At 74.8% G+C, this 13,780-nt stretch carries 13 protein-coding genes; 1 reads left to right on the top strand and 12 read right to left on the bottom strand.

From position 1 onward, the window contains the following. Nucleotides 1–39: 39 nt before the first annotated feature. The 4 genes from BJ993_RS01005 to BJ993_RS00990 all read right to left on the bottom strand — a co-directional run bounded on the left by BJ993_RS01005 (nucleotide 40) and on the right by BJ993_RS00990 (nucleotide 3,711). Nucleotides 40–1,653: an HYR domain-containing protein gene (locus BJ993_RS01005; RefSeq protein WP_179647416.1), complete on the bottom strand. Its 1,614-nt coding sequence runs from the start codon at nucleotides 1,651–1,653 to the stop codon at nucleotides 40–42. A gap of 77 nt (nucleotides 1,654–1,730) precedes the next feature. Next, a complete protein-coding gene (locus BJ993_RS01000; protein ID WP_179647415.1) occupies nucleotides 1,731–2,663 on the bottom strand; it encodes a cobalamin biosynthesis protein in 933 nt (310 codons plus the stop codon). Then, nucleotides 2,660–3,481, bottom strand: coding sequence for a CbtA family protein (locus tag BJ993_RS00995; protein ID WP_179647414.1), 822 nt, complete (start codon nucleotides 3,479–3,481; stop codon nucleotides 2,660–2,662). Before BJ993_RS00995 ends, BJ993_RS01000 begins: the two co-directional genes overlap by 4 nt. 14 nt (nucleotides 3,482–3,495) lie before the next feature. After that, nucleotides 3,496–3,711, bottom strand: coding sequence for a CbtB-domain containing protein (locus tag BJ993_RS00990; protein ID WP_036544490.1), 216 nt, complete (start codon nucleotides 3,709–3,711; stop codon nucleotides 3,496–3,498). A gap of 240 nt (nucleotides 3,712–3,951) precedes the next feature. Here BJ993_RS00990 and BJ993_RS00985 point away from each other — a divergent pair, with 240 nt between their 5' ends. Next, complete coding sequence (locus tag BJ993_RS00985) at nucleotides 3,952–4,632, top strand: GOLPH3/VPS74 family protein (RefSeq protein ID WP_051932137.1); 681 nt, start codon at nucleotides 3,952–3,954, stop codon at nucleotides 4,630–4,632. Here BJ993_RS00985 and cobC read toward each other — a convergent pair. From cobC to cobJ, 8 genes are read right to left on the bottom strand one after another with little or no spacing between them, the layout of a single operon-like run. Then, a complete protein-coding gene (gene cobC, locus BJ993_RS25475; protein WP_257026780.1) occupies nucleotides 4,580–5,617 on the bottom strand; it encodes an Rv2231c family histidinol phosphate aminotransferase CobC in 1,038 nt (345 codons plus the stop codon). The genes BJ993_RS00985 and cobC overlap by 53 nt on opposite strands. Continuing rightward, on the bottom strand, nucleotides 5,610–6,968 hold the full coding sequence (locus tag BJ993_RS25470) for a cobyrinic acid a,c-diamide synthase CobB (protein ID WP_308645438.1): 1,359 nt from the start codon (nucleotides 6,966–6,968) through the stop codon (nucleotides 5,610–5,612). Before BJ993_RS25470 ends, cobC begins: the two co-directional genes overlap by 8 nt. Next, a complete protein-coding gene (gene cobO, locus BJ993_RS00975; RefSeq protein WP_036544495.1) occupies nucleotides 6,965–7,564 on the bottom strand; it encodes a cob(I)yrinic acid a,c-diamide adenosyltransferase in 600 nt (199 codons plus the stop codon). Before cobO ends, BJ993_RS25470 begins: the two co-directional genes overlap by 4 nt. Beyond that, nucleotides 7,557–8,207, bottom strand: a complete 651-nt coding sequence (gene bluB, locus BJ993_RS00970) for a 5,6-dimethylbenzimidazole synthase (RefSeq protein WP_179647413.1) — start codon at nucleotides 8,205–8,207, stop codon at nucleotides 7,557–7,559. The genes cobO and bluB overlap by 8 nt, the downstream gene beginning before the upstream one ends. Beyond that, entirely contained in the window at nucleotides 8,204–10,267 is a 2,064-nt protein-coding gene (locus tag BJ993_RS00965) for a magnesium chelatase subunit D family protein (RefSeq protein WP_179647412.1), read from the bottom strand. Before BJ993_RS00965 ends, bluB begins: the two co-directional genes overlap by 4 nt. Next, nucleotides 10,264–11,022: a cobalt-precorrin-4/precorrin-4 C(11)-methyltransferase gene (locus BJ993_RS00960; RefSeq protein ID WP_179647411.1), complete on the bottom strand. Its 759-nt coding sequence runs from the start codon at nucleotides 11,020–11,022 to the stop codon at nucleotides 10,264–10,266. The genes BJ993_RS00965 and BJ993_RS00960 overlap by 4 nt, the downstream gene beginning before the upstream one ends. Further along, nucleotides 11,019–12,236: a precorrin-6y C5,15-methyltransferase (decarboxylating) subunit CbiE gene (gene cbiE, locus BJ993_RS00955; RefSeq protein ID WP_179647410.1), complete on the bottom strand. Its 1,218-nt coding sequence runs from the start codon at nucleotides 12,234–12,236 to the stop codon at nucleotides 11,019–11,021. Before cbiE ends, BJ993_RS00960 begins: the two co-directional genes overlap by 4 nt. After that, nucleotides 12,236–13,780, bottom strand: coding sequence for a precorrin-3B C(17)-methyltransferase (gene cobJ, locus BJ993_RS00950; RefSeq protein ID WP_179647409.1), 1,545 nt, complete (start codon nucleotides 13,778–13,780; stop codon nucleotides 12,236–12,238). Before cobJ ends, cbiE begins: the two co-directional genes overlap by 1 nt.

Here is a 13,780-nt window from a genome sequence, read left to right as displayed (position 1 = left end):
CTCGCGACCATTCCGTCCGGTACGACGGGTGGCGGGGTGCTACTTCGGCGGGGCCGGGACCAGGCACGCCACCGGGGCGGAGACGTTGCCGGAGAAGTCCTCGGCGTACAGCTCGGCGTCCCCGGTGCCGGTCAGGTGCAGGATCCCGCTGCCGCCCAGCTGCTTCTGCGTCGGACCGGAGGCCGACTCGGTGTACTTGATCCGCTGGCCGCTGGCGAACGGCCCCCAGACGTGGCCGCTGCCGGTGTCGCGCAGGTAGACCTCGGGGTCGGCGTCGACGACGTCGGTGGCGTCGAGCCGGTAGAAGCCGTCCTGGTTCTGGCCCTGCGGGTTCGGCCGGGTGCCGCCCGCCTTCGGCGTGTTGCCGCCCGGGTTGGTCGACTCGGCGCAGGCGACGGTCGGCGGGGTGGTGTCGACCACCTCGATCGCGCCCGACCCGTGGCCGGTGTTGCCGGCGGCGTCGGTGGCCTCGCAGGCGACCGTCGTGGTGCCGAGCGGGAACTGCGACCCCGACGGGGGCACGCAGGTCGGCGTCAGCGGGCCGTCGACGTTGTCGACCGCGCTGGCGTCGTACCCGACCACGGCGCCGTCGGGACCGGTGGCCTCGACGGTCTTGCTCTCGACGGTGACCACCGGGGGCGTCACGTCCTTCACGTCGATCTCGACGGTCTGCACGAACGCGGGCCCGGGGACCTGGCCGTTGACCTTGAACGACACCTGGCACGACACCGTCTCGCCCTGCGGCGCGTCGCCGGCCAGCGTGATGGTCTCGTCGAAGGTGACGGTGCCGCCGCTGGTGACGGTGGTCGGCGACGTCGCCGTCAGCGAGGCGGTGACGCCCGCGTCGCAGGTGACCTCGTGGGTGACCTCGGCCGGCAGGTTCTGCAGCTGGCTGAGGATCACGTCCGAGACCTGGTCGGGGTTGGCCGCGGTGAGGGTGCCGCCCGTCTGCGACGTCACGTAGCTGGCCTGGCCCTCCGAGTCGAGGCCGTCCCACAGGTAGCCGTCGGCCCCCGGCACCGAGATCGCGATGACCCGGATGCCGGCCGCCTGCAGGGCTGCCGTGGTCGGGGCGAGCGAGTGGCCGCCCGACGGGTCCTCGCTGCTCGAGTCGCCGAACATCACGACGATCGGGGTGCCGTCGTCACGGAAGTCGATCGCGGTCGGGATCTGCGCGAGCGCGCCGATCCAGTCCTCCTCCGCGTCGCTCCCGCCGCCCGACAGCGGGGTCCACGAGCTGATCCCGGCCGTGACGGCGGAGGTGTCGGCCGTGAGCTGCTGGCGGAGCAGGAAGTAGCCCGTGGCGTCCTCGGCGTCCTTGTAGTCGGCCACCGCGAACCGTGCCGTCGGCTGGGCCGCGAGGATCTGGCTGACGATGCTGTTGGCGTTGGACTGCACGTTCCCGATGCTCGCCGTCATGCTCGTCGTGGTGTCGGCGAGGAACACGATGTCCGGGTTGGGCGGGATGGGCGGCGTCTCGACCGTCTTGGTGATCGTCACCGATGCGCCCGGGGCGAGCGCATCGGTGTAGTGCTGCGGGCTGACGCCCGGGTCGCCCGAGGCGGCGACCGTGGCGGCCGCGCCGAGGGCGAGGGAGAGCACGCCGACCGGGAGGGCTCGGGCGAGGGTGCGGTTGGGGGGTTGGACAGGCATGTCAGTTCCTTTCCGAGGGGTGTTGCTGACACCCCACGGAGTGCGGAACCGGTCCGGTTGATACGTCGGCCTGCTGCTCAGCGCCTCGCGCGGGCCCCTGCCAGCGTGGCGGCGGCGAGGACGGCACCGGCCCCGATCCGGCGGGCCAGCGTGCGGGCGCGGTCCAGGTCGGTCCGGTCGGGGAGCGGCCCGTCGCCCATCACGGCCCGGTGCTCGATCCGGCCGGCGTAGTCGTTGGTGCCTCCCAGCCGGATGCCGAGCGCGCCCGCGAAGGACGCCTCGACCGGACCGGCGTTGGGGCTGGGGTGGCCGGCCGCGTCGCGTCGCCAGGTCCGCCACGCGCCCGCCCGGTCCGGTCCGATCCCCGTGGCGAGCGCCGCGGTGAGCCGGGAGCCCGGCAGGTTGAGCAGGTCGTCGAAACGAGCCGCGGCCCAGCCGAACCGCTCGTAGCGGGGGCTGCGGTGGCCGACCATCGCGTCGAGCGTGTTCGCGGCGCGGTACCCGAGCAGGCCCGGTACGCCGGCGACGGCACCCCACACGAGGGGCGCCACGACCGCGTCGCTGGTGTTCTCGGCCAGGGACTCCAAGGTGGCCCGGACGACCTCGCCCTCCTCGAGCCGCGAGGTGTCGCGGCCCACCAGGTGGGTCAGCTGCACCCGGGCCTCCGGCAGCCGCCCGTCGGCCAGGAGGCGGCTGACCGCGGCGGCCTCGCGGTCGAGCGACGTGCCGCCCAGGACCGCCCACGTGGCGGCGGCCGTGGCCAGCGTGCGCGGCAGCGGGCGTCGTACGACGGCCTCGGTGGCGGCGCCCAGCGCCACCGCGCCGCCGACCAGGACCGCCACGTGCACGACACCGGCCGCCCGGTCGTCGCGCCAGGTGCGGCGCTCGAGGGAGGCGGCGAGCTGCCCGAAGCCGGCGACGGGGTGGAGGCGCCGCGGATCGGCGAGGAGCCGGTCCGCGGCGTACCCGAGCAGCAGCCCGGCGGCCCGGGCCGTGCTCGTCGAGGTCACAGGCTGGCGGCCAGCTGGCGGCGCGCGTGGTCCGCCGCGACGCGGTCGTACATCCGGCCCACGAGCGCGGTGAGGCCGATGCCGATGACCGCCCACAGCGTGGCGAGGGTGACCAGCGAGGCCCGGCGGAAGTACCACAGCGTGTCGGCCGGGAAGTCGCCCAGCTCGTTGACGCTCGGCAGGAGGTAGCCCGCGAGCACCACGACGGCGAGGTAGGCACCGGCGCCGACCAGCGCGGTCGTCCAGCCGTCGAGGCGGCCGAGCAGCTTGTTGGCCAGCACGACCACCGCGATGGCGGCGAGCACGGAGACCAGCAGCAGCGCGAAGTACGACGCCGTGCGGCCCCCGATCGTGTCCCCGCTCCCGACCGCGGGCGGCGTGGCGGGGTACTTCGCGAAGGGCACGAGCGCGACCGCGACGAACCCGAGCAGGCCGACCAGCGCCGTCGACCCGCGGGCCGACAGGCCGCCGAGGCGACCGAGGACCGCTGCGGCGGCCAGCGAGGTGAGGCCGCCGAGGGCGGCGCCGATCGCGAGCATGCCGGTCAGCAGGCCCCAGCTCTTCTGGTTCTCGCGGGAGATCTCGACCATGCCGGAGTGGTCCTCCTCGGCGGCCGCGGCCTCCTCGGCGGCGACCTCCTCGGGGGTCATCTGCGCGGCCGCGGACTCCTCGAGCGCGATCGCGTCGTCGACCTGCGGCTCACCGAGGGCGAACGCGACGACGAAGGCGATCAGGCCCGCGACGATCCCGACCGCGAGGCCACGGATGAGGAAGGCTGCCGGGCTGAGGGCAGAGCTCTCCCCGGGAGTGGTGCCCATGGCGGGATCCCCGCTCAGTGGCAGGGGTAGCCGAGCAGGTGGCGCGCGTCGTGCACCCACTCGTGGACGGCGTTGCCGGCCGGGAGCGAGAGGGCGCCCTGGTCGGCGCTCACGAAGAAGATGGCGAGCATCGCCAGCAGGCCGAAGAAGACGACCCAGGTGCCCAGCTTGAGCAGCGGGACGACGGGAACGGTGACGACCGCGGTCGGGGTGGCGGTGGTCTGCGACATGGAGGCCTCCTCAGGGATTCAGCGTCCCTGGTCAGTGGGTTGAGGTGGTGCAGGCACTCGTTCCTGACTTCACCACCCCGTCCACGAGGGCGGAGGCGGTGTCACAGTAGCGCGACTGTGCCGGAGTCCCACCGGCTTCCTCGTGCCTGCAGGGCGAGCCTAGGGCATCGAAGGCCTTCGTGGGGGAGCGGAGTGCCCGCGTGGACGTCCTTTCTGCTCGGCTTCTCCTATCGTCGGGACATGAGCGTCGCGAGCGACCTGGTCCTGGTCACGATCGATCCCGTCACCGGCCGCAGCCTGCTCGGGTCGAGCGAGACGGATCCGGTCCTCGGTGGAGCGCTGTTGGTGGACCTGGTGCTGGCCGAGCGGGCCGACGTCCGGGGAGCGCCGAGGAAGGCCCGGGTGCGCCTGGTCACCGGACGGCCGCTGGACTCGCTGCCCCACGACCGGGCTCTCGCCCGGCTGCGGCCGGGCCGGGACCCGAGGGCCTCCGCGCTGGTCCCGAGGCTCGGGAAGGGCGCGCGGGCCCTGGTGCTGGAGCAGCTCGTCGCGGAGGAGGCGCTGGCGCCGCGCCGCGCGCGCGTGCTGGGTGTCTTCCCGACGACGAGGTACGACGTCGTCGACCCCGCGCGCCGGGAGCGGCTCGTCGCCTCGGTGCGTGCGGTGCTGGCGGGCCAGGTCCCGCCGGACGACGTGACGGGGCCGCTCGTCGGCCTGCTCCAGGCGGGCGGGGTGGTCAAGCGCCTCGTGCCCGCGCCGGAGCGTCGCGCCGCCGTACGACGGGCGAAGGAGATCGCGAAGGGCGACTGGGCGGGCTCGGCCGCGAGGGCAGCGGTCGTCGCCGCGAGCTCGGCGGCCTCGGCGGCGGTCAGCGCTGCTGTGGTGGTGGCGGCGTCGGGGGACGGTGGGGCAGCCGGCTGAGCGCGGCCAGCAGCCGGTCGGTGACCTCGGGCGCGCGCACGGCGACCCGGATCCACGACTCGTCCAGGCCGGGGAAGGTGTCGGCGCGGCGCACCGCGATGCCCTGCGCGCGGAGCTCGTCGTGCACGCCGGCACCGGGCCGGGCGAGGACGAAGGACGCGGCGGACGGCAGGAAGTCGATGCCGAGGTCGGCGAGGCCCTTCTCGAGGTGCTCGCGCCCGTCGCGGATCTGCTCGGCGCGGCGGTGGGCCTCGGTGGCGGCCACCGGGGTCGTGCAGGCCTCGACCGCGGCCGCCGCAGTGGTGCCGACCGACCACGGCGTCTGGTTGAGCGCCAGGCCGGTGACCACCATGGCGTCGCCGACGAGGTAGCCCGCCCGGATGCCCGGGATGCCCCAGTGCTTGGTGAGCGAGCGGATGACGACGAGGCCCGGCAGCCGCACGCCGGCGAGCGACTCGGCCTCGCCGGGCACGCAGTCCATGAAGGCCTCGTCGACCACGACCACGCGACCGGGGCGCAGCAGCGCCCGGATCTCGTCGGCCGGGTGCAGGACGCCGGTGGGGTTGGTCGGGTTGCCGACGACCACGAGGTCGGCGTCGTCGGGGACCAGCGTCGGGTCGAGCGTGTACGGCGGCGGGAGCACCACCGGCGTCACCCGGTGCCCGGCCTGCTCGAGCGCGGCGTGCGGCTCGGTGAACTGCGGGTGCACGACGACGGGTCGGCGCCAGGGGCGCAGTCGCGCGACGAGGGTGAACGCCTCGGCGGCGCCGGCCGTGACGAGGACGCCGTCCTGCGGCCGCCGGTGGTGGCGGGCGGCCGCGGCCCGCGCGCGGTCGGCGTCGGGGTAGGCGCCGGCCGCGTCGATCGAGGCGTGGAGCGCGTGGTCGAGCCACGAGGGGCGCGGGCCGTCGTACACGTTGACGGCGAAGTCGAGGACGGCGCCGCGGGCCTCGACGTCGCCGTGGTGGCGCAGCGGGTCATCCATGGGCGTGCACCGCTTCCGAGAATCGTGCAGCCAGCTGTGGGTGGCCGGCCCAGTGGGTGTGGAGGTACGACGCATGCAGCGTAGGCGATGCGAAGCCGACCTCCTCTCCCTCGACCGTCCACGCCGGCGTGCCCTTGGTCGTCGGCGTGACCGTGGTGCGGTGGAACTCGTGGCCGGTGACCTGCTCGCCGGCGCGGGTCAGCAGCGTCTCGGTCGCGCCGGTGGCGACGGGGTAGCGCAGCGTGAGGCGGCCGGTCATCACGGCGTCGGCGTCGAGCACCCCGGCCATGGGGACGCCGTCGAGGGAGCGGCACAGGTAGAGCAGGCCGGCGCACTCGGCGACCGTGGGGAGCCCGTCGCGCACCGCACCTCGGATCTCGGCCAGCAGCGAGGTGTTGGCGGCGAGGTCGGCGGCGTGGACCTCGGGGAAGCCGCCGCCGAGGTAGAGACCGGCGGTGCCCGCGGGGAGCGCGGGGTCGGAGGCCGGGTCGAAGGGGACGACGTCGCAGCCGTGGGCGGCGAGGAGCTCGGCGGTCTCGGCGTACTGGAAGGTGAAGGCGCGGCCGGCGGCGACGGCGACGCGCTTGCGGTCCCGGGGGTCTCGTGACGGTTGCTGCGCAACCTCCTCGACCACCGGGACCGGGCTCCAGGCGGTGGCGTCGAGGTCCGGAGCGGAGCGCGCGATCGCCAGCACGGCGTCGAGGTCGACGTGCTCGGTGACGACCTCGGCCAGCCGGGCCACGACCTTCGCGGCGCCGCCCCGCTCGGCGGCGGTGACCAGCCCGAGGTGGCGCGAGGGTGTGGCGATCGAGGCGTCGCGGGGGATGGCGCCCAGCACGGGCAGGGAGATCGAGGAGCGGACCTCGTCCGCGTGCCGCGCGGAGCCGGCCTGGTTGAGGATCACCCCGGCGACATCGACGGTCGGGTCCCAGGTCGCCATGCCGTGCACGACCGCGCCGATCGAGCGCGAGGAGCGGGAGATGTCGACGACGAGCACGACCGGGGTGCGGGTCAGCGCCGCCACGTGGGCGGTGGAGGAGAAGCCGTTGCCGCCGATGCGGCCGTCGTACAGGCCCATCACGCCCTCGACGACGGCGACGTCGGCCTCCCGCGCGCCGTGCAGCAGCAGCGGCGCGACGAGCCCCTCGCCGACGAGGTGCGGGTCGAGGTTGCGGCCGGGGCGTCCGCAGGCGAGGGCGTGGTAGCCGGGGTCGATGTAGTCGGGGCCGACCTTGTGGCCGCTGACCGCGTGCCCCGCCGCCGCCAGCGCGGCCATCAGGCCGGTGGCGACGGTCGTCTTGCCCTGGCCGGTGGCCGGGGCGGCGACGACGACGCGGGGCAGGGGCGTCACCACTCGATGCCCTTCTGGCCCTTCTGGCCGGCGTCCATGGGGTGCTTGACCTTGGTCATCTCGGTCACCAGGTCGGCGAGCTCGACCAGCTTCGGGTCCGCGCGGCGGCCGGTGATCACCACGTGCTGGTGGCCGGGCCGGTTGGCGAGGGTCTCCACGACGTCGTCGATGTCCACCCAGCCCCAGTTGATCGGGTAGGTGAACTCGTCGAGCAGGTACAGGTCGTGCTGCTCGGCGGCGATCCGGCGCTTGATCTCGGCCCAGCCCTCGGCGGCGTCGGCGGCGTGGTCCTCCTCGGAGCCGGCCTTGCGCGACCACGACCAGCCGGAGCCCATCTTGTGCCACTCGACCGTGCCGAAGCCGTCGTCGGGGAGCTGCTCGAAGGCGGTCTGCTCGCCGAGGCGCCACTTCGCGGACTTCACGAACTGGAAGACGCCGATGTCCCAGCCCTGGTTCCACCCGCGCAGGGCGAGGCCGAAGGCGGCGGTCGACTTCCCCTTGCCGTCGCCGGTGTGCACCATCACCAGCGGCCGGTTGCGGCGCTGGCGGGTGGTCAGCCCGTCGTTGGGTACGACGAGCGGCTGGCCCTCAGGCATGGTCGGTCTCCTTGTGCTGCCAGGTGTCGGCGTGAATGGCGTCGGCGAGCGGCCGGCGCGAGCGCCAGCCGTGGCGCTCCAGGTCGGGCACGGCCTCCAGGTGGCTGACGGTGCCGAGGCAGAGCCACGCCACCGGGCGCACGTCCTGCGGGATGCCGAGCAGCTCCTGCAGGAAGGGCTCGCGGTAGAAGGACACCCATCCCAGGCCGAGGCCCTCGGCGGTGGCGGCCAGCCAGAGGTTCTGGATCGCCAGCACGGTCGAGTAGAGGCCGGCGTCGGCGATCGCGTGCCGGCCGAGCACGTGCTGCCCCCCGCGGCCCTGGCTGTGCGTGACGACGACGCCCATCGACGACTCGCAGATGCCCTCGACCTTGATCCGGTCGAAGGTGCTGCGGCGCTCGGGCGGCAGGCTGGCCGCGAAGGTGTCGCGCTCGTGGGCGACGTGGTCGCGGAAGGCCCGGCGGGTGGCGGGGTCGCGCACCACCACGAAGTCCCACGGCTGGCTCATGCCGACGCTGGGAGCCCGGTGGGCGGCGTCCAGCACCCGGTGCAGCACGTCGTCGGGCACCGGGGCCCCGGTGAACTCCGCCCGGACGTCGCGGCGCCGGGCGATGACGTCGTACAGGTCGGTGGTGGCGGTCATGCTGCCCTCCGGGTGACGTCGAGGAGCGCCTCGGCACTCACCTCGCCGATCGGGACGTGCTCGGCGCCGAGGTGCTCGGCCAGCGTCGCGGCCAGGCCCATCCGCATCGGGCCGGACTCGCAGTCGACGACGACGGCGGTGATCCCGGCCCCCGCGAGGACGCCGGCGGCCATCCGGGAGCGGGCCACCGCGTCGGCCCCAGCGGTGGCACGACCGTCGGTGACCACGACGAGCAGCGGCCGGCGCTGCGGGTCGCGGGTGTGCTCGACGGCGAGCAGGTGGGCGGCCTCCAGCAGGCCCTCGGCCAGCGGGGTGCGCCCACCGGCGGGCAGCTCCTCCAGCCGCTGGGCCGCGGCGTCGACCGAGTGCGTCGGCGGCAGCGCCACCTCGGCCGTCGTACCCCGGAAGGTGACCAGGCCGACCTTGTCGCGGCGCTGGTAGGCGTCGAGCAGCAGGCTCAGCACGGCGGTCTTGACCTGCTCCATCCGCTTGCGGGCCGCCATCGAACCGGACGCGTCGACGCAGAAGAGCACCAGGTTGGACTCCCGGCCCTCCCGTACGGCGACGCGCAGGTCCTGCGCTCGCAGGACGAGCTGCCCGGCGGTCCGCCCGCGCGCCCCCTGGTGGGGCGCAGCCGCGCGGATCGTCTCGGTCAGGTGGATCGCGCCGCTGTGGTCACCCGTCGGCACGGCGGCGCCGATCCGGCGACCGTTGCTCGTACGTGCCCGGCTCCGGCGCCCGGCCGTCCCGGTCCCGACGCCGCGCACCGTCAGCAGCCGCGTCCGGTAGGTCGACCCGGTCCCCGCCACCGTCGAGTTGTCGGTCCCGCCCGCCGAGTTGGCCGTTTGGTCCGCCGAGTTGGCGGTTTGGTCCGCCGAGTTGGCGGTTTCGTCCGTCGAGTTGTCGGTTTGATCCGTCGAGTTGGCCGTTTCGTCGGCCGGGTCGTCCACCGGAGCGTCGCCAGCGTCGTCGGGGCCGGCGCCGTCGGGGCCGTCCGGCTGCGGGTCCGGCTCCGGGTCGTCGTCGGGCGGCAGCTCCTCGTCGCCGAGCACCTGGTCGAGCAGGTCCTCGTCGAGTCCCGGGGCGTCGAACGGCTTGCGCCGGCGACGGTGCGGGAGCGCCAGGGTCGCGGCCACGCGGATGTCATCGAGGGTGACCTCGGTCCGTCCCGACCACGCGGCGTGGGCGACCGCGGTCCGGGCGGTGACGATGTCGGCGCGCAGGCCGTCCACGTCGAAGGCCGCACACACCTCGGCGATCTTGAGCAGGCCCGCGTCGGTCAGTCGTACGACGCCCACGAGCGCCTGCGCGTCGGCGATCCGCCCCCGCAGCGCGGCCTCCGCGTCGGCGTAGCGCTCGGCGAAGGCGGCCGGGTCGGCGTCGTACGCCATCCGGCGGCGGACGACCTCGGCTCGCAGCGCCGGGTCGCGGGGCGCGGCGACCTCGACGGTCAGGCCGAACCGGTCGAGCAGCTGCGGCCGCAGCTCGCCCTCCTCGGGGTTCATCGTGCCGACGAGGACGAAGCGGGCGGCGTGCTCCACCGAGACGCCGTCGCGCTCGACCGTCGAACGACCCATGGCCGCCGCGTCGAGCAGCAGGTCGACGAGGTGGTCGTGGAGCAGGTTGACCTCGTCGACGTACAGGATCCCGCGGTGGGCACGGGCCAGCAGTCCGGGCTCGTACTCCGCCTTGCCCTCCGACAGGGCGCGCTCGAGGTGCAGCGAGCCGAGCACGCGGTCCTCGGTGGCGCCGACGGGCAGCTCGACCAGTCGAACGGGCCGGGTCTCGACCGGTGCGTCCGGTCCGAACGGTCCGTCGGGGGACAGGCCCGGGTCGCGCGGGTCGGAGGAGAACCGGTCGCCCGCGACCACGTCGATCGGCGGCAGGACGGCGGCGAGGGCACGGACGATGGTCGACTTCGCGGTGCCCTTCTCGCCGCGGACGAGGACGCCGCCGACGTCGGGGGCGATCGTGGTGAGCAGCAGCGCGAGGGCCATCGGGTCGGGGCCGTCGGGACCGTCCGCCCCGACCACCGCGCTGAACGGGAACTGCTGCGTCATCGCAGACGCTCCTTCCGGGCGACTCGTTCGGTGGAGTAGAGGTAGGACTCGGCGTCCGACGCGGAGGCGAGCGCCGGACCGACGAGGATCACGGCCGCCTGGCGCAGGCCCGCCTCCTCGACCAGCGCCGGCACGGTGGCGACCGTGCCGCGCAGCACGAGCTCCTCGGGCTGCGAGGCCCGGGACACGACGGCGACCGGGCAGTCCTCGCCGTAGAAGGGCGCGACCTCGGCCATCAGCTCGCGGGTCCGGGTGATCGCCAGGTGCAGCACCAGCGTGGCGCCGGTGGCAGCGAACGCCGCCAGCGACTCGCGCTCCGGCATCGCCGTCGAGCGGGCCTGGGTCCGGGTGAGCACGACGGACTGCGCGACGAGCGGCACCGTGAGCTCGCGCCCGACGATCGCGGCCGCAGCGGCATAGGCGGGGACGCCGGGGGTGACGTCCCACGGCACCCCGGCCGCGTCGAGGCGGCGGGTCTGCTCGTGCAGCGCCGAGTAGAGCGACGGGTCGCCCGACGTCAGTCGTACGACGTCCCGGTCGGCCGCGTGCGCCTCGACCATCACCGCCGTGATCCGGTCGAGGTCGAGCTCCTGGGTGTCGACGAGGTCGGCGTCGTCGCGGCAGTGCGACAGGACGGCCATGTCGATGTAGGTGCCGGGGAAGAGGACCACGTCGGCGACGCCGAGCAGCGAGGCCGCCCGCAGGGTGATCAGGTCGGCGGCGCCGGGACCGGCGCCCACGAAGTGCACCGTCATGCGGTCTCCTTCGTCCAGGCCCACTGGGTCACCGCGCGCGCGGGCGTCCAGCCGGTGAAGCGTCCGCCCAGCGGCGTCACGTGCTCGACCGACAGGCGGGTGAGCTCGCCGCCGTGCGCGTGGAAGGCGGCGACCAGCAGCTGCTCGGTCTCCAGGGTCACGCCGTGCGCGACGAGCCGACCGTGGGGTGCGAGGCGCTCGCGGCACAGGTCGAGCAGCCCGGGCGCCGTGGCACCGCCGCCGACGAAGACCGCGTGCGGCTGCGGCAAATCGGCGAGCGCGTCGGGCGCCCTGCCCTCGACGACCCACAGCCGTGGGACGCCCAACGACTCCGCGTTGCGGGCGATCCGGGCGGCGCGCTCCGGGTCGACCTCGACCGCGACCGCGTTGGTGCGCGGGTGGGCGCGCAGCCACTCGATGCCGATCGAGCCGGCGCCGGCCCCGATGTCCCACAGCAGCTGGCCGGGGCGGGGCGCGAGCCGCGACAGTGCACTGGCGCGGACGTCGCGCTTGGTGAGCTGGCCGTCGTGCTCGAAGAGGTGGTCGGGGACGCCGGTCGCCCACGAGTTGAGGTCGTCCTCGGTGGCGGGCACCTCGACCGCGATCACGTTGAGCCGGGGCAGCGGCCCGGACCACGCGCCGAAGTCGGTCGGCCGGCTCGTGTAGCGGAACTCGTCGTCCGAGCCGAGGTCGCCCAGGACCGTCATCCGGGTGTCGTCGAAGCCCTCGGTGTCCAGCAGCTCGGCCACGGTCATCGGGGTCGTCTCGTCGGACGACAGCACCAGGATCCGCGCTCCCGCGACCAGCTCGCGCCGCAGCGCCGCGGGATCGCGCCCGACCAGCGTCACCACCGTCGACTCCTCCGCGGACCAGCCCATCCGGGCCCGCGCGAGCGCCACCGACGACACCGCTGGTACGACGTCGACCGCGTCGGCGCCGAGCAGCCGGATGAGCGTCGTACCGATCCCGGAGACCAGGGGGTCACCCGAGGCCAGCGCGACGACCCGCCGGCCGTCGTACTCACCGAGGAAGGAGGCGAGCGACGACAGCGGGCGCGGCCACGGGCGGCGTTCCTGGCCCTCGACCGGAGGGACCAGGCCGAGGTGGCGCTCGCCGCCGAGGAGGACCTCGGCGCCGGTGACGAGAGCCAGCGACGCGGGCGGGAGGTGGCCGTCGGCGCCGACGCCGACGACCGTCACCTTCACTCCGCCCATCACTCGACCCACCGGGGCGTCCAGACCGTGCCGTTGGGCTCCACGCGTGTGTAGGAGGCGCCGACGATCAGCAGGCACTTCATGTCGATGGCGTCCGTGTCGAGCCCACCGAGCGTGGTCACGGTCAGCGACTCCTCGGCGCGGCCGACGTCGCGGCCCACGACCACCACGGTGTCGGGGGAGCGGTGCTCGAGCAGGATCTTCTGCGTCTCCACGACCTGCTCGCGGCGCGAGCGCGAGGCCGGGTTGTAGATGCCGAGCACCAGGTCCGCCTCGGCGACGGCCCGCAGCCGCCGCTCCACCACCGGCCACGGCTTGAGCCGGTCCGACAGGCTCATCACCGCGAAGTCCGCGCCGATCGGCGCGCCGGCACGAGCGGCGACCGCCTGAATCGCGCTCACGCCGGGCAGCACCCGCACCGGGACGCTCGCGTGCTCGGGGTGGGCCGGGTCGGCCGCCGCCTCGAAGACCGCGGCAGCCATCCCGAAGACCCCGGCGTCGCCGCCGGAGACCACCGCGACCCGCTCGCCGCGCAGGGCGAGGTCGAGCGCGAACCGGGCCCGGTCGACCTCGACCGTGTTGCCGGAGGCGTGGCGCTGGAGGCCGGGGCGCTGGGGGACGCGGTTGACGTACGGCGCGTAGCCGACCACGTGCTGGACCTCGGCCAGTGCGGCGGTGGCCTCGGGGGTCAGCCAGCCGTCGGGGCCGGGGCCGAGGCCGATGACGAGGAGCTCGGCGGCCCGGGGGTCTCGTGACGGTCGCTGCGGGACCTCCTCGACCACCGGGGCGGGCTCGGCCGCGCGGAGGCGGGCCGCCGTCGCCGGCCGCGCCGAGTCACCCGGCACGACGATGAGCGAGAAGTACGGCACCGACGCCTCGTCGACCTCCGCGACGGGCAGCCACCGCTCCTCGGGCTGGGAGGCGCGCTCGACGTACATCGCTCCCTCCAGCCGCCCGGCCTGCTCCAGTGCGGAGCGGACGGCGGGGAAGGTGCGGCCCAGCTTCATGATCACGGCGCCGTCGGTGTCGGCGAGGCGGCGGGCGAGCTCGGGCTCGGGCAGGGTGCCGGGGAGCACGGTCAGGACGTCGTCCTGTCGCACCAGCGGCGCCGGGATGGTGGCGGTGGCGGCCGCGAAGGCCGGCACCCCGGGGACGACGTCGACGGCGAAGCGGTCGCGGAAGCGGTCGACGAGGTACATCGACGAGCCGTAGAAGAGCGGGTCGCCCTCCGCCAGGAGTACGACGTCGCGGCCGGCCTCGAGGTGGACGGCGAGCCGGGCCTCGCAGTCGTCGTAGAAGTCGGCCAGCGCGCCGACGTACCCGCCCGGGTGGTCGGTCGTGCCCGTCGTGACGGGGTAGCGCAGCTCCTCCTCGACCGCGTCCGCGGGGACCAGGTGTGCAGCGATCCGGCGCGCGTGCGACTCCTTGCGGACGCCCGCGTGGAAGGCCACCACCGAGGCGGCACCGATCAGGCGCTCGGCCTTGCGGGTGATCAGCTCGGGGTCGCCCGGCCCGATGCCGACGACGTGGAAGCTGCCGGCCAC

The sequence above is a fragment of the Nocardioides aromaticivorans genome (assembly GCF_013408525.1).
GTDB lineage: Bacteria > Actinomycetota > Actinomycetes > Propionibacteriales > Nocardioidaceae > Nocardioides > Nocardioides aromaticivorans.
This window is presented reverse-complemented; position numbering and strand designations above follow the sequence as displayed.